Origin of the sequence: Bradyrhizobium barranii subsp. barranii, assembly GCF_017565645.3 — a bacterium.
Taxonomy (GTDB): domain Bacteria; phylum Pseudomonadota; class Alphaproteobacteria; order Rhizobiales; family Xanthobacteraceae; genus Bradyrhizobium; species Bradyrhizobium barranii.
Genome location: NZ_CP086136.1, coordinates 4,915,944 through 4,939,037, shown reverse-complemented (window position 1 = coordinate 4,939,037; position 23,094 = coordinate 4,915,944). Strand labels below are relative to the sequence as shown.

General features: G+C 64.1%; 22 protein-coding genes. 10 read left to right on the top strand and 12 right to left on the bottom strand.

Going from position 1 to position 23,094, the window contains the following annotated elements:
• Nucleotide 1 precedes the first annotated feature (1 nt).
• Together J4G43_RS23435 and J4G43_RS23430 are read right to left on the bottom strand one after the other, a co-directional pair.
• The gene (locus tag J4G43_RS23435) at nucleotides 2-1,066 is read right to left on the bottom strand and encodes an ABC transporter ATP-binding protein (protein ID WP_208086461.1); all 1,065 of its coding nucleotides are present in this window, start codon (nucleotides 1,064-1,066) and stop codon (nucleotides 2-4) included.
• Nucleotides 1,067-1,132: 66 nt separating this feature from the next.
• Nucleotides 1,133-2,272, bottom strand: a complete 1,140-nt coding sequence (locus J4G43_RS23430) for an ABC transporter substrate-binding protein (RefSeq protein WP_208086460.1) — start codon at nucleotides 2,270-2,272, stop codon at nucleotides 1,133-1,135.
• A gap of 193 nt (nucleotides 2,273-2,465) precedes the next feature.
• Between J4G43_RS23430 and J4G43_RS23425 the strand changes: the two genes are divergently transcribed.
• Entirely contained in the window at nucleotides 2,466-3,200 is a 735-nt protein-coding gene (locus J4G43_RS23425) for a FadR/GntR family transcriptional regulator (protein ID WP_208086459.1), read from the top strand.
• 30 nt (nucleotides 3,201-3,230) lie between these two features.
• Here J4G43_RS23425 and J4G43_RS23420 read toward each other — a convergent pair whose 3' ends face one another.
• Entirely contained in the window at nucleotides 3,231-4,220 is a 990-nt protein-coding gene (locus tag J4G43_RS23420; RefSeq protein ID WP_208086458.1) for a zinc-dependent alcohol dehydrogenase family protein, read from the bottom strand.
• 103 nt (nucleotides 4,221-4,323) lie between these two features.
• Here J4G43_RS23420 and J4G43_RS23415 point away from each other — a divergent pair, with 103 nt between their 5' ends.
• Both J4G43_RS23415 and rnd read left to right on the top strand, forming a co-directional pair.
• On the top strand, nucleotides 4,324-5,220 hold the full coding sequence (locus J4G43_RS23415) for a LysR family transcriptional regulator (RefSeq protein WP_063983659.1): 897 nt from the start codon (nucleotides 4,324-4,326) through the stop codon (nucleotides 5,218-5,220).
• Between the two features lie 353 nt (nucleotides 5,221-5,573).
• On the top strand, nucleotides 5,574-6,743 hold the full coding sequence (gene rnd / locus J4G43_RS23410) for a ribonuclease D (RefSeq protein ID WP_085402881.1): 1,170 nt from the start codon (nucleotides 5,574-5,576) through the stop codon (nucleotides 6,741-6,743).
• A 255-nt stretch (nucleotides 6,744-6,998) separates the two neighbouring features.
• On the opposite strand, the gene J4G43_RS23405 is transcribed toward rnd, so the two are convergent.
• Both J4G43_RS23405 and J4G43_RS23400 read right to left on the bottom strand, forming a co-directional pair.
• On the bottom strand, nucleotides 6,999-8,381 hold the full coding sequence (locus J4G43_RS23405; RefSeq protein ID WP_208086457.1) for an aspartate aminotransferase family protein: 1,383 nt from the start codon (nucleotides 8,379-8,381) through the stop codon (nucleotides 6,999-7,001).
• A gap of 195 nt (nucleotides 8,382-8,576) precedes the next feature.
• Complete coding sequence (locus tag J4G43_RS23400) at nucleotides 8,577-9,908, bottom strand: MFS transporter (RefSeq protein WP_208086456.1); 1,332 nt, start codon at nucleotides 9,906-9,908, stop codon at nucleotides 8,577-8,579.
• 155 nt (nucleotides 9,909-10,063) lie between these two features.
• On the opposite strand from J4G43_RS23400, the gene J4G43_RS23395 reads away from it, so the two are divergent.
• A complete protein-coding gene (locus J4G43_RS23395; protein ID WP_208086455.1) occupies nucleotides 10,064-10,810 on the top strand; it encodes an IclR family transcriptional regulator in 747 nt (248 codons plus the stop codon).
• Between the two features lie 100 nt (nucleotides 10,811-10,910).
• Entirely contained in the window at nucleotides 10,911-12,503 is a 1,593-nt protein-coding gene (locus J4G43_RS23390; protein WP_225005048.1) for an FAD-dependent monooxygenase, read from the top strand.
• Between the two features lie 30 nt (nucleotides 12,504-12,533).
• Here the strand turns inward: J4G43_RS23390 and J4G43_RS23385 are convergent, their stop codons facing one another.
• Genes J4G43_RS23385 through J4G43_RS23370 form a run of 4 tightly spaced genes read right to left on the bottom strand, consistent with a single transcriptional unit; the run spans nucleotide 12,534 to nucleotide 14,552 of the window.
• Nucleotides 12,534-12,704 (bottom strand): hypothetical protein, encoded by a 171-nt coding sequence (locus J4G43_RS23385; protein ID WP_166096098.1) that lies wholly within the window; start codon nucleotides 12,702-12,704, stop codon nucleotides 12,534-12,536.
• 34 nt (nucleotides 12,705-12,738) lie between these two features.
• Entirely contained in the window at nucleotides 12,739-13,302 is a 564-nt protein-coding gene (locus tag J4G43_RS23380; protein ID WP_208086454.1) for an isochorismatase family protein, read from the bottom strand.
• Nucleotides 13,303-13,327: 25 nt separating this feature from the next.
• On the bottom strand, nucleotides 13,328-13,948 hold the full coding sequence (locus tag J4G43_RS23375; RefSeq protein ID WP_063983664.1) for a GNAT family N-acetyltransferase: 621 nt from the start codon (nucleotides 13,946-13,948) through the stop codon (nucleotides 13,328-13,330).
• Entirely contained in the window at nucleotides 13,935-14,552 is a 618-nt protein-coding gene (locus J4G43_RS23370) for a hypothetical protein (protein WP_208086453.1), read from the bottom strand. The genes J4G43_RS23375 and J4G43_RS23370 overlap by 14 nt, the downstream gene beginning before the upstream one ends.
• Nucleotides 14,553-14,623: 71 nt before the next feature.
• Between J4G43_RS23370 and J4G43_RS23365 the strand changes: the two genes are divergently transcribed.
• Nucleotides 14,624-15,664 carry a LysR family transcriptional regulator gene (locus J4G43_RS23365; protein WP_208086452.1) on the top strand — a complete coding sequence of 347 codons (1,041 nt, stop codon included), beginning with the start codon at nucleotides 14,624-14,626 and terminating at the stop codon, nucleotides 15,662-15,664.
• A gap of 19 nt (nucleotides 15,665-15,683) precedes the next feature.
• Here J4G43_RS23365 and J4G43_RS23360 read toward each other — a convergent pair whose 3' ends face one another.
• Nucleotides 15,684-16,850 (bottom strand): autotransporter outer membrane beta-barrel domain-containing protein, encoded by a 1,167-nt coding sequence (locus J4G43_RS23360; protein WP_208086451.1) that lies wholly within the window; start codon nucleotides 16,848-16,850, stop codon nucleotides 15,684-15,686.
• Between the two features lie 373 nt (nucleotides 16,851-17,223).
• On the opposite strand from J4G43_RS23360, the gene J4G43_RS23355 reads away from it, so the two are divergent.
• The gene (locus J4G43_RS23355; protein ID WP_007591938.1) at nucleotides 17,224-17,430 is read left to right on the top strand and encodes a cold-shock protein; all 207 of its coding nucleotides are present in this window, start codon (nucleotides 17,224-17,226) and stop codon (nucleotides 17,428-17,430) included.
• Nucleotides 17,431-17,525: 95 nt separating this feature from the next.
• On the opposite strand, the gene purN is transcribed toward J4G43_RS23355, so the two are convergent.
• Both purN and purM read right to left on the bottom strand, forming a co-directional pair.
• Complete coding sequence (gene purN, locus J4G43_RS23350) at nucleotides 17,526-18,179, bottom strand: phosphoribosylglycinamide formyltransferase (RefSeq protein ID WP_208089394.1); 654 nt, start codon at nucleotides 18,177-18,179, stop codon at nucleotides 17,526-17,528.
• Between the two features lie 14 nt (nucleotides 18,180-18,193).
• A complete protein-coding gene (purM, locus tag J4G43_RS23345; RefSeq protein WP_085402875.1) occupies nucleotides 18,194-19,267 on the bottom strand; it encodes a phosphoribosylformylglycinamidine cyclo-ligase in 1,074 nt (357 codons plus the stop codon).
• A 154-nt stretch (nucleotides 19,268-19,421) separates the two neighbouring features.
• Between purM and J4G43_RS23340 the strand changes: the two genes are divergently transcribed.
• The 3 genes from J4G43_RS23340 (at nucleotide 19,422) to J4G43_RS23330 (ending at nucleotide 23,091) form a co-directional block, all read left to right on the top strand.
• Nucleotides 19,422-19,964: a CDP-alcohol phosphatidyltransferase family protein gene (locus J4G43_RS23340; RefSeq protein ID WP_208086450.1), complete on the top strand. Its 543-nt coding sequence runs from the start codon at nucleotides 19,422-19,424 to the stop codon at nucleotides 19,962-19,964.
• Between the two features lie 112 nt (nucleotides 19,965-20,076).
• Entirely contained in the window at nucleotides 20,077-20,754 is a 678-nt protein-coding gene (locus J4G43_RS23335) for a P-loop NTPase family protein (RefSeq protein ID WP_208086449.1), read from the top strand.
• Nucleotides 20,755-20,898: 144 nt separating this feature from the next.
• Complete coding sequence (locus J4G43_RS23330; RefSeq protein WP_208089393.1) at nucleotides 20,899-23,091, top strand: RNA degradosome polyphosphate kinase; 2,193 nt, start codon at nucleotides 20,899-20,901, stop codon at nucleotides 23,089-23,091.
• The last annotated feature ends 3 nt before the right edge of the window (nucleotides 23,092-23,094 follow it).

Sequence of the window (23,094 nt, the reverse complement as noted above, 5' to 3'; positions counted from 1 at the left end):
CTCACTCGCGACGCAGCAGGACGAACTTGTCCGCCGGCAAGGTCAGATCCAGCATCTCGCTCAAAACGAGCTTCTCGTGCGAACGGACCCAGAGCCGTGCGCCGCCATCGAGCGCGATCTCGGCCTCCTGCTCGCGTCCGAGATATTCGACCAGCTCGACCTTGCCGCGCAGCACGTTGACGCCATCACCAGACTTGCCGAGACGCACATCTTCCGGCCGGATAGCCAGAACGGCGTGCTCGCCCAGGCGGAAGCTATCCCTGGCCCTGGCCTGCAGGATTTGCCCCTTGAAACCGGCTTCGATCATACCGCCCGCTTCCTTGCCGAGTGTCACATCGAGGAAATTTCGAAAGCCCATGAAATCCGCCACGAAGACGTTCTTGGGGCGGTCGTGGATTTCCTGCGGCGTCCCGACTTGCATGAGCACACCTTCGCGTAGCACGACGATGCGGTCGGAGAGCGAGAGAGCTTCGGCCTGGTCGTGGGTGACGTAGATGGAGGTCAGGCCAAGCCGCGTATGCAGCTGCTTGATCTCGGCGCGCATCTCGACGCGGAGCTTCGCGTCGAGGTTGGACAACGGCTCGTCGAACAGCATCAACCGAGGGTGCAGCACAAGAGCCCGCGCAATGGCGACACGCTGCTGCTGTCCGCCCGAGAGCTGACCGGGATAGCGGTCTTCATAACCGGCAAGACGCACCAGACCGAGCATGTCCCGCACGCGCTGCTCGATTTCCACAGACGGCCGCTTCTGGAGAGTGAGGCCGAAGGCGACGTTGCCGAACACAGTCAGATGCGGAAACAGCGCGTAGTTCTGGAACACCATGCCGAACCCGCGCTTCTCGGGCGAGACATCGTCAATCCGTCGTCCGTTGAGATGGATCTCGCCGTCGCTCGGCGGCACCAGGCCTGCGATGATGCCGAGCGCCGTGGACTTTCCGCACCCGCTCGGCCCCAGGAAGGTGACGAACTCGCGGCCGCCGATCTCCAGCGGAAAGTGGTCGAGCACCACCTTGCCGCCATAACGCTTGGTGATCGACATCTGCAGCTTATCGATAGAGTCGGCCATTCCCCGCCCCGCATACGCGCGCGAGGGCCGCACCTGCGCGCCCTCGCGTCTTGGTCCCGGTTATTGTTATTTCTTGACCTGATCGGCACCGACCTCACGGTCCCACCGTTCCATCGCGTAGCTCAGCTCGGTCACGCCCAGTGGAGGCGATACCTTCCATTTGGTCCCGATCTGATCGTATTCAGGACGCCAGAACTCCTTGACCTCGTCCTGAATTTCCTTGGGCGCCGATGCGAGGGCTGCGGCCTTCACGACCGGACCGATGAAGGCCTTCCAGGTGAGCGCCTGCTGCTCCGGCTTCCACATGAACTTCATGAGGTCGACGATGACATCGACCTGTTCCTGCGGCACACCCTTCGGGATGCACCAATAGTGACCGTCCACCACGAACGTGGTGTTCTCCAAAATTGCGATCTTCGAGTCCGGCGGGATCACGCTCTGCGCGCGCGGCTTCATGTCCCATTCCATGATCCCGGCGATCATCCAGCGCTGCCCCTGGGCGAATTCCTTCAACGTGATCGCGGTACCGGTCGGATAATGTTCGACGGACTTGCCGAGCTCCTTCAGGAAATCCCAGCTCTTGTCCCAGCCCTTTTCGGGGTCGAGCGGCTTGGAGTCCCCAAGAATGAAGGCAAAGCCCTGGAGGATCGCGCGGCCCGGCCCGCTGTTCGCCGGACGCGCGTACATGAACTTGCCCGGATTCGCTTTCACCCAGGCAAGCAGTTCCTGCGCGGTCTTCGGCGGGCTCGGCACCTTCGCCGGATTGTAGATCAGCACCGGTCCACCGGCATTGCCGACTGACGGAATGAGGACGCCCTTGCCCTCGTCGTAAAGCGCCTTGCCCGCGTCGGTGAGGCCGTCGCGCGGAAAGTTCTTCTGATAATCGGGGATGGCGATGAGCTGGCCGTTCTGGGCCAGCAGCGCGCCGCCATCCTGCCCGGTCAGCACCAGATTGATATCGAGGCGTCCGGCATCCTGCTGCGCCTTGATTTTGGCCGGAAGCTCCGGCGCGGGCGCGCGCTGGATCCTGATCTCGCTGACCTTGTCCGGATTCGCCTTCTTGTAGTTCTCGATGATGGTCTGCACCGAGGCCAGGTCACCGCCGGTATCGATGATCGAAAGACTGACCGGAGCGGCCAGGGCTCCGCTGCAAAGACACGCCCCCAACAGGACGGCGACCATTGGGGTTGCTGACCTCGGTTTCATTCTCGCCTCCCACGCGCTTTATTTTTTGCGCAACTTGTTATTTATTTGTAAGGCAAACATCGACGAAATCTTCGCTGGTTGTCAAGCGGTCTGTTCTGTGGCTGTTTCGAACTGCCGCCCGAGTGCCTTGTGCATGGACTGAAATGTCAAAAACTTGTTTGGAAGCCGAACGCAAAACCGGACGGAGCCGGACTTGAAAAAGCCTGCGATGAAATCCGCGGAGTTGCCGCTGTCGTCCTCGACGGGACGATTGAGCGACCGGATCTACGACCATGTGCTGGGTCAGATCGCGATCGGCATCCTTCCCGTGAACTGCCGGTTACCGCCCGAGAATGGCCTTGCCGAACTCCTCGGCGTGTCGCGGCCCGTCGTTCGCGAGGCGCTGACGCGATTGCGCGACGACGGGCTGATCGCATCACGCCAGGGCGCGGGATGGTTCGTGACGCGGCGCCCGGCCGCCAATGCCTTCGACTTCGCGCCCGTCAGTAGCATCCCCGACATCCAGCGCTGCTTCATCTTCCGGATGGCGGTCGAAGGCGATGCCGCGGCCCTCGCCGCCCGCAACCGGGACCGACAAAGCCTGCGCCGCATTCAGCAGGTCCTGACCAGGCTGGATACGATGGTTGCCCAAGGGCGCGAGGGCGGCCTTGGTGTCGAGGAAGATCTCCTCTTCCACCGCACGATTGCGGAGGCGAGCGGCAACCGGTTCTTTGTCGAGACGCTGACGTCGTTGAGGGAGCAGATCGCCATTGGCGTCAATCTCAACCGCAACCTGTCGCTCATTCAGCCGCGCGGCCGCATTCTCAGGGGGCAGCAGGAGCATCGCCGCGTGTTCGAGGCCATCGAGGCACAAGACGAGGACGGCGCCCGCCGCGCCATGCGCACGCATGTCGAAAATGCCCGCAAGAGAATATTCGAGGGGGGCTGATCGCCGCGATGTGAGCCACGCACCGCGCGCTTAGATCGTCACCACGATCTTGCCGAACTGATTGTTCGACTCCAGGAAGCGATGCGCCTCGACGATCTCCTCGAACGGGAACGTTCTGGCGATCACCGGCTTCAAGCTGCCGTCTGACAACCCGTCGAGGATGAACGCCTTTGCTTTCGCAAGGCGCACGGGATCGCGGATGATCTCGTGCACGAGGTAGCCGCGCAGGACCAGGCTCTTGGTCAACACGTTGAAGAGCGGGAACGGCGTCGGCGCGGGGCTCAGCCCGCCATACTCGATCAGGATTCCGCCCGGTGACATCGCCGCGGTCAGCGGCTCGAATGCCGGACCTCCGACGGCGTCAAACACCACGCGGACGCCGTTTGAACCGGCGATCTCCGCAAACCGCGCTCCGATGTCCTCCTCGTCCGAGGCGATCACGTGCGCGGCGCCGGCATCGCGCAAGGCGCGCCGCTTGGCCGAGGTCCGCGTCAGGGCGACCGGGACAGCGCCGATCCGGTTCGCGATCTGGATGGCCGCAAGCCCGACGCTGCTCGATGCCGCCGTGATGGCGACGACATCCCCTCGCCCAAGTCCGGCGATGTCGACCAGCGCGCCGTAGGCCGTCAGATACTGCATCCACACCGCAGCCGCCGCCTCGAAGCCAAGCTCGGGCGGATGCTTCACGACGAGCTCGGCCGGAAACGTCGCGAGTTCGGCATAGGCCGGCCATCGCACCATCGACAGCGGCGGCACGATGCTGACTGCATCGCCCGGCGCAAAGCCGGCCACGCCTTCACCGATCGCCTCGACGATACCTGCCGCCTCCAGGCCAAGGCCGGACGGAAATGTCGCGGTCTCGATATAGGTGCCCGTCCGCAACAGCGCCTCCGCACGGTTGAGACCGAGCGCCCTGACCGGGATCTGCACCTCGCCCTTTGCCGGCGGTGGAACGTCGACGGTCTCGATGCACAGCACTTCGGGACCGCCATGCCGGTGAAAGCGAACGACGCGGGTCATGGATACACTCCAAAACAATTGAACTGAATGGAGCTATGCCGATCCCACCGAAGTGGATAAATGGCCCGAATACGCGAACAGTCGAAACCAGGAGTTTTCAATCATGGACCGCCTGACCAGCATGGCCGTATTCGTCCGGGCCGTCGATCTCGGTTCGTTCGCGGCCGCGGCCGACGCCCTGGAGATGTCGGGGCCGATGGTCGGCAAGCATGTGCGCTTCCTCGAAGAACGTCTCGGCGTCCGCCTCCTCAACCGCACCACGCGGCGCCAGAGCCTGACCGAGGCTGGCCAGGCCTACTACGAGCGCTGCCGCGCGGTACTCAGCGAGGCCGAAGCCGCCGACGCCGTCGTGGCCGATGAACTCTCCGCGCCGCGCGGCAGGCTGCGCGTGACCATGCCTGCCCTGCTCGGACGGCACTGCATCGCCCCTCTGTTGATGAAGCTCGCGCGAAAATATCCGCATCTCGAGCTCGACCTCTCCTTCGGCGATCCCATCGCTGACATCATCGAGGCCGGCTACGATCTTGCGATCCGGACCGGCGATCTCGACGACCAGTCCGGTCTGATCACGCGGCGCATCGCAAGCCAGCGCATGGTGGTGTGCGGCGCGCGGTCCTATCTACGCGCCAACGGCAAACCAAAATCGCTCGACGATCTCGCCGCGCATCAGGCGATCATCTATCGCCGCTCTGGACGCGTCCGGCCATGGCTGTTTCCACAAGCCGACCAGCCGGCACGCGAGATCATGCCGTCAGGCAGGCTGAGGCTCGACGATATGGAGGCGATCGCGGACGCCGCCGCACAGGGCATGGGGCTCGCCTGGCTGCCTTATTGGCTGGTCCGCGAGCGTCTCAACAGCGGCGCGCTGGTCGGCCTCCTCGAAGGCCAGCCCGAATTCCTCTACGACTGCCACGCGCTGTGGCCCCGTTCGCCCCGGATTCCGCCAAAAGTGCGTGCCGCCGTGGACGCGCTCGCCGCCTTGCCGAAGCTCATGGGGTGATGGTCGAGCCCGCCCCCGTTAACTCCCCGTCCACCATCCGGCTTGCCGGGCGGCCGGTAACCACGAGCATTAACAGACCCTCAACGTACCCCCGACAAATCTATCAATGTTTCTGGAGATTTCGCCGTGGATCTGTTGGTTTTCGAGTTCCTGGGGCTGGCGCTGGTCGCCATGTGCGTGGTCGTGGTGGCGCTGCCCTGCGCGCGCAAATCCTCGCACCGGATCCGTTACGAATAGGAATTTCGTCGGAAAGAGACGATTCCGGCCCGATGCAATGCTCGAATTCGCTTAGAGCCCCTTGACATCACAGCGCTTTCGGCAGAACGGCTGATACCAAGTGTCATGGGCCGTTCATGGATTTGATTACCACCACCGCTGACCTCGCGGCTGCCTGCAGCCGGCTGGCCAAGCACCCCGTTATTACAGTCGATACCGAGTTCCTGCGCGAAACCACCTACTACCCGCTGCTGTGCGTGGTGCAGATGGCCAGCCCCGAGGAAGCGATCGTCATCGACACCCTGGCCGAGGGGATCGACCTCAAGCCGTTCTTCGACCTGATGGGCAACGAGGGCGTGCTGAAGGTATTCCATGCCGCCCGCCAGGACATCGAGATCATCTGGCACCAGGCCAACATCATCCCGCACCCGGTGTTCGACACCCAGGTCGCGGCCATGGTGCTCGGCTATGGCGACAGCATCGCCTATGACGCGCTGGTCGAGAAGGTCGCGGGCCACCGCCCGGACAAGACCCACCGCTTCACCGACTGGTCGCGCCGGCCGCTGACGAAAGAGCAGATGCACTACGCGGTGTCCGACGTCACGCACCTGCGCGACGTGTTCGCCGCGCTCGATGCCGACCTCAAGAAGCGGCGCCGCAGCGAGTGGGTCTCCATCGAGATGGAGGTTTTGACCTCGCCCCGCACTTACGACTTCCACCCCGAGCGCGCCTGGGAACGGCTGAAGACGCGGGTCCGCAAGCCCAAGGACCTCGCGGTCCTGATGGAGGTCGCGGCCTGGCGCGAGCAGGAAGCGCAGAGCCGCGACGTGCCGCGCGGCCGCGTGCTGCGTGATGAAGCCATCAGCGACATCGCGACCCACGCGCCGAACACGCTGGAGAAGCTCGCCCATCTGCGCTCGGTGCCGAAGGGGTTCGAGAAATCCAAATGGGGCGCGGACATCGTCGCCGCGGTCGAGCGCGGGCTGGCGCGGGATTTCGCGACGCTGCCGAAGCTGGAGAAGCCGCGCAACAACAACAATGGCGCCGCCATCGTCGAGCTGTTGAAGGTGCTGCTGCGCATGACCGCGGAGCGCCACGCGGTCGCCAGCAAGGTGATCGCCACTGTCGACGATCTCGAAGAGATCGCAGCGGACGACGAGGCCGACGTGCCGGCCTTGCGCGGCTGGCGCCGCGAGTTGTTCGGCGACGCCGCCTTGAAGCTCAAGCGCGGCGAGCTGGCGCTCGCGATCGAGAAAGGCCGCGTGATCGGGGTCCAACGGGTGGAGCCGGTTAAACCGTCATCCTGAGGCGCGAGGCGTGAGCCTCGAAGGATGAGCGGCCCCCGCTGCGGCCAGTCGGCCGTCGCCCTTCGAGGCTCGCCGAAGAGGCGAGCACCTCAGGGTGACGGTGATAAATCGAGGCTCACTGCATCAACGCCGTCATTGCGAGCGAAGCGAAGCAATCCAGAATCTTTCCGCGGAGACGGTCTGGATTGCTTCGTCGCCAGCGCAAAATTGCTTCGCAATTTTGTTGCGGGCTCCTCGCAATGACGAGGAGAGAGCCTACGCCGGCGTCAGCTTCGCCACTTCCGGCTTCATGTCGTTCAGCACGCCTGTAATGGCCGCGATCAGCTCGTCGATCTGGGCCTTGGTGACGATCAGCGGCGGGCAGATGGCGATGGCATCCAGCATGTTGCGCGAGATCACGCCGCGCTCCTGGAGCATGCGGCTGGCGATGCCGCCGACGGCGCCGGGCGTGCTGGCGGCCGTCTTGCGTCCCTTGTCGAGCACGAGCTCGATCGCCGCGATCATGCCGACGCCGCGGACCTCGCCGACCAGCGGATCGCTGGTGAGCTCGCGCAGCTTGCCCTGCATGTAGCCGCCGAGCTCGGCGGCGTGCGCGACCAGGCCGCGCTCCTCGATGATCTTGAGATTCTCCAGCGCAATGGCCGAGCCGACGGGATGGCCGCCCGCAGTGAAACCGTGGCCGAGCACGCCGATCTTGTTGCTCTCGTCCGCGATCGGCTCGAACATGCGGTCGTTCAGGATGATCGCCGACAGCGGGAAATAGCTCGAGGTGATCTGCTTGGAGACCACCATCACGTCCGGCTTGATGCCGTAGGTCTCGCAGCCGAACATCTTGCCGGTACGGCCGAAGCCGCAGATGACCTCATCTGCGACCAGCAGGATGTCGTATTTCTTCAGGACTGCCTGGATCTTCTCCCAATAGGTCGCCGGCGGCACGACGACGCCGCCCGCGCCCATCACCGGCTCGCCGAAGAAGGCCGCGATCGTATCCGGGCCCTCCTTCTGGATCAGCGCGTCGAGCTCCTCGGCCCGGCGCGTTGCGAACGCCTCCTCGCTCTCACCGGGCGCGCCGTCCTTGTAGAAATGCGGCGAGCCCGTGTGCAAGATGTTGGGCAGCGGCAGGTCGAACGAGCGGTGGTTGTTCGGCAGGCCGGTGAGGCTTGCCGAGGCAATGGTGACGCCGTGATAGGCGCGCATCCGGCTGATGATCTTCTTGCGCTGCGGCTGGCCAAGCGCGTTGGAGCGATAGGCGATCAGCTTGAGGACGGTGTCGTTGGCCTCCGAGCCGGAATTGGTGAAGAACACCTTGCTCATCGGCACCGGCGCGAGCGCCACCAGCTTCTCGGCGAGGTCAATCGAGGGCCCGTGCGATTTGGCGGAGAACGTATGGTAGAACGGCAGCGCCAGCATCTGCTTGTGCGCCGCCTCGACCAGCCGCTTCTCGTTGAAGCCGAGCCCGACGCTCCACAGGCCGGCCATGGCCTCGAAATAGCGCTTGCCCGACGCGTCGAACACGTAAGGACCCTCGCCACGCTCGATCACCAGCGGACCGGCCTGCTGATGCGCGCGCGCATTGGTATAGGAATGGAGCTGGTAGGCCACATCCCGGGCCTCTTGCGAATTGGGCAGCATGGACATTGCGGGATTCCTCAACGGTGCGTCATTGGAGGTCATGACGCAGACCTGTCCAAACGACGAGCTTGTCCAAAGAAAACGTCGACATCTTGGCTATTGCGGCAGGCCGCAACTTGCAACGTCATTTCGTTGGCAACAAGCGCACACGAGCGTTGCAGGAAAGCAGCGCTGGCACTTCGGCAGGATATATCGCCTCGGCTAGCCTCGCCGTGCCAGCACGAAGGCCGCCGCCGCGGCGATCAATGCCGGGACGGCCGCAGCGCCAAACAGCGGCTGCGGTCCCATGTCGCGGGCCAGCATGACGCCGCCGATCAGAGGCCCCACGATCGAGCCGATGCGGCCGATGCCCAGCGCCCAGCCCACGCCGGTCGATCTGATCGCCGTCGGATAGAAGGTCGCCGTCAGCGCGTTCGAGGCGATCTGTCCCCCGACGATGCAAAATCCCGACGCGAAGATCGCGATCGTGACCAGGACGATCGAATGGCTGGCCATCCCAACGGCGGCCACCGCGACCGCCGCAGCGAGATAGGTCAGCGACAGCGCGCGAAACGAGAAGCGGTCGATGAACTGGCCGAGCGTGAACGTGCCGACCACGCCGCCGACCTGGAGCATCGCACCAATCGCGGCCGCCCCCGAAACCGACACGCCGAGATCGTTCAGCACGGTGGGCAGCCAGTTCGACAGCAAATACAGGTCGAGCAGGCTCATGAAGAACACGACCCAGAGCAGAACCGTCACCGATGCGCGGCCCTCTGCAAACAAATGCGCGACGCGCAATCCCGACAATTTGGGCTCCTGGACCACGAATTTGGCATTGCCGGCGAAGGATACCCCCGGGGCTATCTTTTGCAGGAGGTTCGCCACCTCGCGGTCGCGGCCGCCCATCATCGCCAGGAACCGGATCGACTCCGGCAACGCCTTGAAGAGGAAAGGCAGAAGCAGCAGCGGCACGAGGCCGCCGACGAGGAACACCGAGCGCCAGCCGAAAGCCGGGATCATGGCGGCCGCCAGCAGCCCGCCCAGGGCCGCACCGATCGAAAAGCCTGCGAACATGATCATGACCATGGTGGCGCGGCGGCGATGCGGGCTGAACTCGGAGATCAGCGCAATCGCATTGGGCATTGCACCGCCGAGACCGAGACCGGTCAGAACGCGCAACGCGATCAGCCAGGTCGTATCCACCGCGAACACGGTGAGCAGCGTCCCGATGCCGAACACCAGCGTGCTTGCGAGGATGATGCGGCGGCGACCGATCCTGTCGGCCATCGGACCGAAGATCAGGGCGCCGATCATGAGACCCAGAAGCCCCGCGCTGAACACCGGACCCAGGCTGCCACGCGCCAGCTTCCATTCCTGCGCGACTGCAGGCGCGACATAACCGATGGCCTGGGTGTCGAAGCCGTCGATGAACAGCACCGCGGCGCAGACGAGCAGAACCCGGATCTGAAAGGCGCCGACCGGCTGACGATCGACATAGGCGGGAACGTCGACCGTGCCCGACACGATCCCATCCGTAGCTGTGACGGCCATGCCCAACCCCTCCCCGGCAGCTCATGCACTATTATTCTTCTTAAAATCTCTTATAGTGAGATTATAACGAAGGCAAGCCACTGCCGTGCCGCCGTTTTGCGGCCGACGCGAATGCGGGTATCACGGCGAATACGCGAAGCTGGATCGAATCTCACTTGGTCAAAGCAAACAGTCAGGATCGGGTTCTTGCCGTGCTCGATCTCTTCACCGAGGCACGGCCGCAATGGTCGCCCGAAGAGCTCATGAAGGAGCTCGGCTACACAAGGCCGACGCTGTATCGCTATCTGAAGAGCTTGAAGGACAGCGGCTTCGTGATGCCGACGCGCGGCGGCCGGTTCGCGCTTGGCCCGCGCGTGGTGGAGATGGACTATCTCAGCCGCCGTTCCGATCCGCTGATCGCAGCAGCCACCCCGCATCTGGAGCGGCTGTCGGCCGCGCACCCCTGTACGGCCCTGGTCGTGCGCTGGTATGGCGAAAAGATGCTGTGCGTGGCTTCAATCGCCTCCGTCGTGAATCCCGTAAGCAGCTATCCGCGTGGCCGACCGATGGCGATGGGACGTGGGGCAATCGCGCGCTCGATCATGGCCTTTCTGCCCAAGCAACGCGTAATGCCACTGGTGACGCGCTATGCCGCCGATCTGCGCAGCGTCGGCGTCGGCGACACCTCCGACGAAATCCTGGCAGCGCTGAAACGCGTGCGGCGCGCTGGCGTCGCGGTTGCCTTTGGCGAAGTGACACCGGGCGCGGTCGGGATCGCCGCGCCGATCCTCGATGCGGGCTACCCGATCGCAAGCCTCTGCATCACGATCGCCGGACCACATGCCAAGGGCGAGTTGATCGATCGCATCAGCGCGGAGGTCAGCGAAGCGGCCCGGCAAATCTCCGAGGTAATGACATCGTAATCTAATCTCATTATTTGAGATTTTACCTGACGAAATCCGTGCGACATCTCATGAGGACGAGCGATCGCGCCTCGCGCGATGACAATCGTGGGGAAGCGATGTGAGGCAGGCTTCAGCGGATAGCGACGCGCCCGTCGTGATCGTCGGCGGCGGACCGGTCGGGATGGGTCTGGCGATCGGCCTTGGCCAGCGCGGCATCAAGACCATCGTCGTGGAACGCCACGAACAGCCGCAGCCGATCCCCAAGGGACAGAACCTCACGCAGCGGACGATGGAGCATTTCCATTTCTGGGGCGCGGAGGCAGCGCTGCGCGCGGCCCGCACCATTCCTCCCGACTATGGCATCGGCGGAATGACCAGCTACGGGACGCTGCTCAGCGGCTACAATTACAACTGGCTGCAGCGCGAACTCGTCCGCCCCTTCTATTTCACCGACAACGAACGCCTGCCGCAATACGCGACCGAAGCCGTGTTGCGGCAACGGGCGGCACAGCTTCCCTCCAATGACCTGCGATACGGCTGGACCTGCCGGGATGTCCGGCCTGACGCCGAGGGCGTGAGCCTCGACATCGAAAATCGCGACGGGATGATGCAGAGCCTTCGCGCCGACTACGTGATCGGCTGCGATGGCAGCCGATCGATCGTGCGCGAACGCGCCGGCATCACCCAGACCCGCTCCGACCACGACCGGCTGATGGTGCTGCTGGTGTTTCGCTCCGTCGAATTGCATCGACTGCTCGAGGCCTTTCCAGGCAAGTCGTTCTACAGCGTGTTGCATCCGGACCTCGAGGGCTATTGGAAGTTCTTCGGCCGGGTCGATCTCGGCAGCACCTGGTTCTTCCATGCCCCCGTTCCCGCGGACGCCACCGCCGACAATTTCGATTTCCGACGCTTGCTGCACGATGCCGCCGGCGCACAATTCGACATCGAGTTCGAGCACATCGGATTCTGGGATCTTCGCTTCACGGTCGCGGACAGCTACCGCGCCGGCCGCGTCTTCCTCGCCGGAGATGCCGCGCACAGCCATCCGCCCTACGGCGGCTATGGCATCAACACCGGCTTCGAGGACGCCGCAAATCTGGCGTGGAAGCTCGCCGCGACGCTGCAAGGCTGGGCGCCAGCCGGTCTGCTCGACAGCTACGATGCCGAGCGGCGTCCGGTGTTTGCGTCCACTGCGCGCGATTTCATCGAGACTCCGATCTTCCGCGACCGCGATTTTCTTCGCCGGCACGATCCGGCGCGCGATCGGGCGGATTTCGAGGCCGCCTGGCACGAGCGGCACTCCGGCGCGCGCGCCGAGGTCAACGCCTTCGAGCCGAATTACGAGGGGTCACCAATCGTCTTTGGTCCGGCCGGCGCTGTCTGCAGCGCGATCGGCTCGCACGCCTATCCGGCGCGCGCAGGTCATCATCTCACCCCGCAACCTCTGTCGTCAGGCAAAAACGTGTTCGAGGAATTGGGCGACGGCTTCACCTTGATCGATCTGACGGAAGGCGCCGCGGCAACAGCTCTTGAGCAAGCCGCCGCGCGGCTTGGCATCCCGCTGACGGTGATCAGGGACACCGCATCAGGCGGACGCGAGAAATACGAGGCGCGGCTGATCCTGGTGCGGCCCGATCAATTCGTCGCCTACGCGGGCGACAACGCTGATGACGCATCCGATATCCTGATGCGCGCCATCGGCCGATCCTGAGAGAAACGCTTTCGCCGCAGGCCCGAAACCCTACGCCGCGCCGTCGTCATCCTCTTCGTCGGCAGCGCGAGCGGCTTCCCTCACCTCCACCAGCGCCATCGAGAGCAGATAGACCGTCGTGGGCAAGCCGACGCTGCGCGCCGTCTCCACAGCACGCGACAAATCGCTTGCCAGCTCCTTGAGCTCGTCCCCCCGTGACAATGTCCCACCCCATCCATCCGCCGACCACGGCCGCCTAGACCGCGATGGCGCCGCTGGTTCTGATCAGTTCGGCGCTGGCATGGACTGTAGCAAAATTCCCGATCACATTCACCACCGACTGTTTGTAGACGGCGGCATCGCCCGTGCCCGGCTGCCGGCAGGCCACGGCGTCAGTGACGATCTGGTAGCGATGGCTGCGGTGAAACCCGTCGACGGCGGTGGCCAGGATGGTTTCGTCCAGGGAAAAGCCGACCAGAATGCAGCGCACATTGCGGATATTGGACATGTAGTCCACGAACCGCGAAGAGCTGTAGGCCGACGGCAGCGGGTGCTCGAAAGTCATTTCGCCGGGCCGCGGCTTCGCCTCCGCGATCCAATCGGTCAGCCTGGATGCCGGATTGAACCACGCCGCCTGGGCGATGCGCTTCAGATGCATCACCGGCCAGAGATTGGTGCGCCACAGTGTCAGGAGCTCCAGGCAGCGCACGGTGGCGGCTTCGCCGTCGAGGATGACATGGCGACGCCCGGGGGTCAGATATTCGACCTGGAGATCCGCACAGACCAGGATCGACGGATCATCGGTAATGGAAGCCAGCATTGTCTTGCGCAGAGCTGCACCAATTTCAGTGATCGGCGAGTGCGAGGTCCCGTAGCGGCGAGGTCACCGCCCGCCCCGCGGATGCGTCGAGCACGCCGGGCCGGTCCCAATCGCCCTCGGGACGGATGATCACATAGGGATCGCTGTCCAGCGTGATGGCGTCCGGCCCCGGCTCGATCTCCAGCAGCATCTCCGTGTAGGAGAAATCCGAGAAGGTGATCTTGCGGTTGTGACCGAGCGGCTTGGCGCCGAAATGAGCCCAGAAATCGACCAGCCGGTCCTGCGCCTGGCCGTAGATCTTGCGAAAGCCCTTGCGCTTCACATAGTCGACGCTCGCCTGAACCAGCTTGAACGAGACGCGCGAGCGCCGATATTGATGACGCACCGCGAGCCGCTCCACCTTGGCGAAATCCCCGAAGAAGCGTACCCGCAGGCAACCCGCAGGCTCGTTGCCGACGTAGCCGATGAAGTGCGCTGCGACCATGTCGTTGCCGTCGAACTCCTCGTCGAACGGACAATCCTGCTCGGCGAGATAGACCGCCGCGCGAATGGCGGTGACCAGCATGAGGTCGTTGGGATCGCGCGCGAGGCGAATGGTGATGGCGCGGGAGTCGGGCTTGGCGAGGGGAATCCTAGTGCCGTGCATCTGCAAAACTCCTTGTTTGGATGATCGCGCCCGGCATCCGCATCGGCTGCCGATGCCAGGGCCGCTCGTAACACCAGAGATCGGGCTGGAAGCTCGGGACGGGGTCGAATCCCGTCGCCTTCATGATGTCGCGTCCGGCCACGGTTGACGGCTGCGCATAGCAATCCGCGCCGCGAAACCTTACCTGACGTAGATGAGCCGCGGCCTTGCCGAGACCGGCGATACCCCGGCCTGTCGCCGCGATCGCCCAGATGTAGATCGCTGCAACGTCTTCCTTCGCGGAAGCGAGATAGCGCGTTTCGGGTGCGGTCAGGCAGATCTCGTCGAGCAGCAGCGCATCGTGTCCGCGGTCGTTGAGGAACAAGAAGGCCATGCCGCCGACCAGATTGCCCTTGCGACTGAATGTCAGGATGCTCTGAGGATCGAACGTGAAATATCGCGCAAGCTCTGCCGTTCCGATCTGCACACCCGGCACCAGCCGGTGCGCCATTTCAGAAAGCGCAGCAATTTCGGAAGATTGCGCACATCGGACATCGACGTCCGGACTGAGCGGCAATGCATCGAAATCATGCCTTGCGGCAAAGGAGCCCCTTTCCATACTCATGTCACCCCTCTATCGTCCGAGGATTTAGTGCCCCGCTATGACGATGACCTTAGCGGTTGGGGATCTGGCGTATGCAGCAGTTATTGCACCGGGGTGCTGCTTTGATGCAGCACCGTGAAGAAGCCCTGGACGCGTCCTGGGACGATTTGAAACTCTTTTTAGCGTGCGCAAAATATAAAAGTTTCCGCAACGCGGCCGAAGAACTCGGCCTCACCTCCACCACGCTGATGCGCAGGATCGACCGGCTCGAAGAGAGCATCGACTGCAAGCTGTTCCTGCGCGACCAGAGCGGACTGACGCTCAGCGATGAAGGCGCTGCGATGATCGCCGACGTCGCGCATATGGAGCGTCATGCCTTCAACGTCTTCCGGCGTGCTTCGCGATCGTCGAGCGACACGTCAGGCACCGTGCGCGTCGCGGTGACGGAAGGCCCCGGCAATTTCTGGATCCTGCCGCGGCTGATCGATTTCCAGAAGACCTATCGCAAGATCACCGTCGATCTGCGCTGCGCGATGGAGCAGGCCGACGTCGCCCGGCTTGAATCCGACATCGCGATCCAGCTCGAGCCGCCGACCAATCCCGACCTGATCGTCGCCAAGCTCGGCCGCCTGCACATCTATCCCTTCGTCTCCAGGGAATACGAGAGCCTCTACGGCGTGCCGGCGTCCCTCGCCGAGCTGAAGAACCACCGCATCATCAAGCAGAGCGCGCCGCAGGTCGACGACGGCGCCTACGCCCGCGTGCTTGGACTGAAGTCGCTCGAGGGCATCGTCGGGATCAAGACCAACTCCTCGGTCGGCGTGCTCTATGCCGTGGAGCGCGGCGCCGGCATCGGCTTCCTGCCGACCGTGTCGATCGCGCTCGGCGCACCGCTCGTCGCCGTCGATCTCGGCGTCAGCCACCACGCCGATCTCTGGCTCACCTATCACAAGGAATTCCGCAACTCCGAGCGCCACAAGATCGTGGTCGACTGGCTGAAGAAGATCTTCGATGCCAAGACCTATCCCTGCTTCCGCGACGAGTTCATCCATCCGAATGCACTGGTGCCAATGATGACGGCCGCGCGCGAGGGCTTTGGGCTAACGGGTTATGTCGCGGCAACGCCGACTTAGACGCAGGGGGCGCTTCGCCTCACCATCTGTATTCGAAGCCGACCGTGCCCTGGTGTGACGTCAATTCGTTGCGGAACTTGCCGTCATAGTTGATGTAGAGCCGCGCGACGCTGGTGAGGCTGAGCGAGGCCGAGGCGCCGGCATCCATGCCGTAACGGCTCTCCCCGATGCCGGGAACGACGATGCTCTGGGTTCCCAGGCTGACCTGCACCGATCCCAGGTTCTGGTAGAAATTGTCGACGAACTTGCCGTAGGCCGACAGGTCCAGGATCTTCTGGTCGTAGATGAAGTAGCGCCCGATCTCCGCGCCGATCATCACGCGTGCGCGTGAGAGTGCCGTGGAGCCGACGTTCAATGGATCGAGCCCTCCGGCCTCCTGGAACGCAGCGCTGGTGGCGCGCACATATTCGAGCGCGCCCTTGGGCACGACGCGCATCTGGTCCTTGGTCCAGTAGTAGCTGATCTCGGTCAGGCCACCGTCGATCGCGGCACGATAACCCGCGGTCGCAAGACCAACGCCGGTGTCCCTGCTGGAACGGACCTTGCCGAAACCGTGCACCACTGCGAATGCCCAGGTCCACGGTCCCTTGTCGACCGAGCCGTTGAAACCGATTTGCGTCAGGTCGAGCGTCGCCGACTGGAGCGCCAGCGGCACGTCGATGTCGGTATGGCTCTGGTCGACGGAGAAGCCGAGATTGACGCCCGGCGCGCCCCGCGCGCCGAAGCCGGCGACGCCGCCAAAGGTCTTGCGCTTGTCGCCGAGGAAGTCGCCTTGCGCGTCGGTCCGGACCGAGATGCCATAGCCTTCGAACCAGGTGCGGTAGAGCGGATCCTCCGTGCTCGCCGAGGCGCCGCCCCCACCGGGATTGTTGCGCGATGCACGGTTGACGCCGCCAGAGGCCTGGTTGCCGAGCCGCTCCAGGAAATTGGAGCCAAGATAGAGCGCACTGTTGCCGGCCGACTGGTCGTAATTGGTCGCGGTCGGCGTGGGGGTCGGTGACGCCGTGGGTGTCGGGGTCGGGGTCGGGGTCGGCGTGGGCGTGGGCGTGGGACTCTGCGCGAAGGCTGATGTCCCCGACATCATCACGACGAGTCCAAGCGCCATGACGAGCGCAGCCGCGATCCGGCGGACACGGCCCAGCCCGACCGTCTGCCGTGTCCCGGAGAGCTGCAAGGCGCAGCGCATGACGACTAATCCCAAAGCAAAGTGGCGGAGCGCAAAAATGCAACACGAACGGCGCGCGCTTGCGGCGATTTGTGCCGAACTGCCACGCAGGGTCAACCGGTTGGGCGCGCTGGAGCGGGGCTATTGCCTCGATTGTGGTTCCCTTGCCACAGGTCGCAAATAGCAGACAGCGACACCCGCCGCGATCTTGAAAGCCGTGCACCGCTTGCTAACGCGCGAATTTCATGTTGCAATATTGGACACAATCGGAATTGGCCGCTCGGCTGTGCGTTTCGCGACATTGAGACTCGAACAGACTACCGGAAGCCCGTTTGTGGCGTGGCACGCGAAACTGCGGCCGCGTCTTTTTTGTATCTAGTGGAGGAGATGAGCGATGCCGCAAAAGGGCACCGTCAAATGGTTCAACCCGACCAAGGGCTATGGGTTCATCAAGCCGAACGGCAGCGATAAGGACGTGTTCGTCCATATCTCGGCCGTCGAGCGTGCCGGACTCTCGACCCTTAATGAGAACCAGGTGGTTGAATACGACCTCGTGGAGAACCGCGGCAAAGCATCCGCGGAGAACCTCAAGGTCTCCTGATTTCTCTCAAAGCTCTCGCGCGAGAGATCATGACGATGCCCCCGGCTCTGCCGGGGGATTTTGTTTGCGAAGACGAAACACGGTGCGACGGCGCTTCAGCGCACCACCGGCGATACCAGGAAATTCTCCGAGGGCCCGCTTCCGTCCGTCCTGCACACATCGCCCTCGATCCGGACCTTGCCGGTCGCTAGCAACCGCAGCGCTTCGGGATAGATGCGATGCTCCACCTCGAGAATGCGCTCCGACAGCGTAGCGCCCGTGTCGTGGTCGCTAACAGGGACTGCACCCTGCATCACGATCGGGCCAGCATCGGTCTCGGGGATCACGAAGTGCACTGTCGCGCCAGACAGTTTGACGCCGGCGCGCAAAGCCTGACCGTGCGGGTCCAAACCAGGGAATGACGGCAGCAGCGACGGATGGATGTTGAGCATCCGCCCATACCAGGCCTTGGTGAACTCGGCCGTGAACAGGCGCATGAAGCCGCCGAGACAGATCAGCTCGATGCCGTGCTGGTCGAGCGCGGCCTGCAGCAGCTTTTCGAAGCCGGCGCGGTCCTTGCCGAACGGCTTGCTTTCGATCACCAGCGTGTTGACGCCGCTCGCCTTTGCGCGTTCGAGCCCGAGAGCGTCGGCCTTGTTGGAGATGACGAGCGAGATTTCCGCTGGAAACTCCGCCGCAGCAGCGGCCCTGATCAGCGCGGACATGTTGGAGCCGCGGCCGGAGATCAGGATGGCGACGCGGCGCTTCATCACAGCGCCAGTCATCACAGCGCCAGGTCGAGGTGGCCGTTGTAGACGACGCGGTGCTCGCCCTCGGCCGGAATCACGGTACCGAGCTGCGCCACCGTTTCACCGGCATCGCTGAAGACCTGCACGACCTGATCGACCTTGTCGGGCTCGACGATTGCGATCATGCCGATGCCGCAGTTGAAGGTGCGCAGCATCTCGAGCTCGGCGATGCCGGCTTGAGCAGCCAGCCATTTGAACACCGGCAGCACCGGCAGGCGCGCCAAATCGATGCCGACGCCAAGATGGCTCGGCAGCACGCGTGGAATGTTGTCGGTGAAACCGCCGCCGGTGATGTGGGCAAGCCCCTTCACCGCGCCGGTCTCGCGGATCGCACGCAGGCAGGATTTGACGTAGAGCCGCGTCGGCGTCAGAAGCGCGCCGCCGAGCGTCATGACCGGCGCGAACGGGGCCGGCGCCTCGAAGCTGAGGCCGGACTGCTCGACGATCTTGCGCACCAGCGAGAAGCCGTTGGAGTGCACGCCAGAAGAGGCAAGGCCGATCACGGCATCGCCCGCGGCGATGTCCTTGCGCGGCAATAAGGTACCGCGCTCGGCGGCGCCGACGGCAAAGCCGCCGAGGTCGTAGTCGCCGTCCTTGTAGAGGCCGGGCATCTCGGCGGTCTCGCCCCCGATCAGGGCGCAGCCGGATTCGCGGCAGCCTTCGGCGACACCGGCGACGATCGAGGCGGTCGCCTCCGGGTCGAGCTTGCCGCAGGCGAAATAGTCGAGGAAGAACAACGGCTCGGCGCCCTGCACCACGAGGTCGTTGACGCTCATGGCGACGAGGTCGATGCCGATCCCGCCATGCAGGCCGGTCTCGATCGCGATCTTGACCTTGGTGCCGACGCCGTCGGTCGCGGCGACCAGGACGGGGTCCTTGAAACCGGCCGCCTTGAGGTCGAACAGGCCGCCGAATCCGCCGATCTCGGCGTCGGCGCCGGGCCGCGCGGTGGCGCGCACCATCGGCTTGATCAGATCGACCAGGCGGTTGCCCGCGTCGATATCGACGCCTGAATCGGCGTAAGTGAGGCCGTTTTTGCGGTCGGTCATGCCCGATTTCCAGTGGGTTTGCGGCTGGTTACGTCGAATTCCGGGGACGCGCAATGGCAAGCGTGGCGCCCCGCCCTATACTATGTAGATATCAACCGGTTCAGCCTTCAATCGGGCCGGATTCGAGGTCAGGCCGGGTGCCAGGAAGCGCCGCGTGAGTATTCCGAATATCATTACCCTGGGCCGCATCATGCTGGTCCCAATCATCGTCTGGGCCATCGTGTCGAGCCAAATGGAGGTTGCGTTCGCCGTCTTCCTCATTGCCGGCGTCAGCGACGCGGTCGACGGCTTCCTCGCCAAGCGCTTCAACATGACGAGCGAGCTCGGCGCCCTGCTCGATCCGCTCGCGGACAAGGCGCTGCTGGTCTCGATCTATCTGGCGCTGGGGATCTGGGGCGACATCCCGCGCTGGATCGTGATCCTGGTCGTGTCGCGCGACATCATGATCGTCGCCGCCGTGATCGTGTCCTGGCTGTTCGACAAGCCGGTCGAGATGAAGCCGTCGAAGGTGTCGAAGCTCAACACCGCCGCCCAGGTGGCCTACGCGGCGCTGGTGCTGGCCTCCCTCGCTTTCGGCTTCAAGCCGGCGCCCTATGATATGATCCTGATGGGCCTCGTCACGATCTTCACGCTCTCGTCCGTGTCGCTCTATCTCGTCGAGTGGCTGCGGCACATGAGTACGATCGAAGCCAAGTAGCACGATCGAGGCCAAATGAACCGGGATGCGGCCCCGCAAAAGGCCAACTCCCGCTCGATGACGTCGAATCTCTTCAAACGAAGCCGGCGCGCCGGCACGGAGCACAGCAAGCGTGGCAGGCCGCGTTCATCCCCGACAATTGGCATTCTCGCTTCCGCACGCGGAGAGCCTCAGCCGGGACAATTTTCTCGAAGGCCCCGCCAACGAAGCCGGTCTTGCCCTCATCGATGCCTGGCCTGAATGGCCGAACCGGATCATGTGGCTGGCCGGCCCGGAAGGAAGCGGCAAGAGCCATCTCGCCGCGATCTGGGCCGAGGCTTCCGGCGCCCGCTCGACCACAGCCAATGGGCTGACCGCCGAAAACGTCCCGGGCACGCTCGCCACCGGCGCGCTGGTGGTCGAGGATCTCAAGGCAAAAGAGTTCGACGAGCGGGCCCTGTTTCATCTGATGAACCTCGCCCGCGAGGATGGGGCCTACCTGCTCTTCACCGGCCGCGAGGTACCGGCGTCGATCGAGATCGAGCTGCGCGACCTGCGCTCGCGGCTGCGCGCGGTGCCTGTCATCTCGCTGCTGCCGCCCGACGACCAGCTTTTCCGCGGCCTGATCGTCAAGTTCTGCGCCGACCGCCAGCTCACCGTGGATGAGAGCGTGGTCAGCTACCTCGCCACCCGCCTGGAGCGGTCCTCGGCGGCCGCACGGGAGGCCGTTGAGCTGCTCGACAGCGAGGCCCTGCGCCTCGGTCGCCCCGTCACGCGGGCCCTGGCGGCCGAGCTGCTTCGGGACGCCTGACCCCTCCACCCTGGCTCCAAGGCCGCTTGACGCGGCGCAGCGGCGGAACATCAATGTCATCGAAACGTCATCGGACTAACACATGCTCCCGCCGGTTTTGCGCATAAGTCGCAAATTGAGGCGAACTGGATGGATCGACTTCTGATGGACTCTGCGCAAGCTGTTGAAATTAAAGAAAAAGCCCCGGAGACCGAGGGCCTGCCGGCGATTGCCTCAAGTCCCGAGCGCTTCATCAATCGCGAGCTCTCCTGGCTGCATTTCAACCGCCGCGTCCTCGAGGAAGCGGTCAATCCCAGCCACCCCATGCTGGAGCGGGTGCGATTCCTGTCGATTTCAGCGAATAACCTCGACGAATTCTTCATGGTCCGCGTCGCTGGCATCAAGGCCCAGATCCGCGAGGGCATCGCCGAGCGCAGCCCCGACGGCCTGACGCCGTCCGAGCAGCTCGCGCTGATCAACCGCACCGTCTCGCAGCTTGCCTCCGACCAGCAGGCGATCTGGCGCGACCTGCGCGGCACGCTGGCCGACGTCGGCATCGTGCTGGTCGACGGCAAGGACGTCACCAAGGCGGAACGGACCTGGATCGAGGACTACTTCCTCAACAACGTGTTTCCGCTGTTGACCCCGCTCGCGATCGACCCGGCTCACCCCTTCCCGTTCATTCCGAGCCTCGGCTTCACCATCGCGCTCCAGCTGACGCGCGCCGCCGACGGCAAGCAGATGAACGCGCTAATTCGTATGCCCGGCAAGATCGACCGCTTCATCCGGCTGCCGGCCGAGGGCAAGGTCGTGCGGCTGATCTCGCTCGAGCAGGCGACCGGGCTGTTCATCAACCGCCTGTTCCCCGGCTACAATCTCCACGGCCAGGGCGCCTTCCGCATCATCCGCGACTCCGAGCTCGAAATCGAGGAAGAGGCCGAAGACCTCGTTCGCCTGTTCGAGACCGCTCTGAAGCGCCGCCGCCGCGGGTCGGTGATCCGGCTCGAGATCGACGGCAAGATGCCGGAGGAGCTGCGCAGCTTCGTGCAGCATGCGCTGTCGGCCGCCGACGACGAGGTCTTCCTGGTCGACGGCGTGCTCGCCATGAACGAGCTCTCGCAGCTCACCCGCCTCGACCGGCCCGATCTCGAATTCACCCCTTACGTACCGCGCCATCCCGAGCGCGTGCGCGAGCATGGCGGCGACATCTTTGCCGCGATCCGGCAGAAGGACCTCGTCGTCCATCATCCCTACGAATCCTTCGACGTGGTCGTGCAGTTCCTGCAGCAGGCCGCCCGCGATCCCGATGTCGTCGCGATCAAGCAGACGCTGTACCGCACCTCCAACAACTCGCCGATCGTGCGCACGCTGGCGGAAGCCGCCGAAGCCGGCAAGTCCGTCACCGCGCTGATCGAATTGAAGGCGCGCTTCGACGAGGAGGCCAACATCCGCTGGGCGCGCGACCTCGAACGCGCCGGCGTGCAGGTCGTCTACGGCTTCCTCGAACTGAAGACGCACGCGAAGCTCTCGATGGTGGTGCGCCGCGAGGGCGGCGGCCTCACCACTTACGTCCACACCGGCACCGGCAATTATCACCCCGTCACCGCACGTATCTACACCGACCTCTCCTACTTCACCTCGGATCCGACCATCGGCCGCGACGCGGCGCGCGTGTTCAACTTCATCACCGGTTATGCCGCGCCGAGCGATCTGGAAAAGATGGCGGTGTCGCCGCTGACGTTGCGCAAGCGCATCATCGAGCACATCCAAGGCGAGACCGCGCATGCGCGGCATGGCCGACCCGGCGCGGTCTGGATGAAGATGAATGCGCTGGTCGACCCCGACATCATCGACGCGCTCTACGAGGCCTCGCAAGCCGGCGTCCAGCTCGAGCTCGTCGTGCGCGGAATCTGCTGCCTCAGGCCCGGCATTCCAGGCCTGTCGGAGAACATCCGCGTCAAGTCGATCATCGGGCGCTTCCTGGAACACGGCCGAATCTACTGTTTCGGCATGGGCCAGGGCCTGCCGAGCGCGAAAGCGGCTGTGTATATCTCCTCGGCCGACATGATGCCACGCAACCTCGACCGCCGCGTCGAGGTGCTGTGTCCGCTGCAAAATCCCACGGTGCATCAGCAGGTTCTCGAACAGATCATGGTCGCGAATCTGAAGGACAATGAGCAGAGCTGGCAATTGTTGCCGGACGGGTCCTCGACGCGTATGAAGACCGCGAAGGGCGAGGAGCCTTTCAACGTCCACAACTACTTCATGACAAATCCGAGTCTATCTGGCCGTGGAAAGTCGCTCAAGGAATCCTCGCCGCGCCGTCTCACGCGCCGTAATGAACGTCATCAATCTTGATCC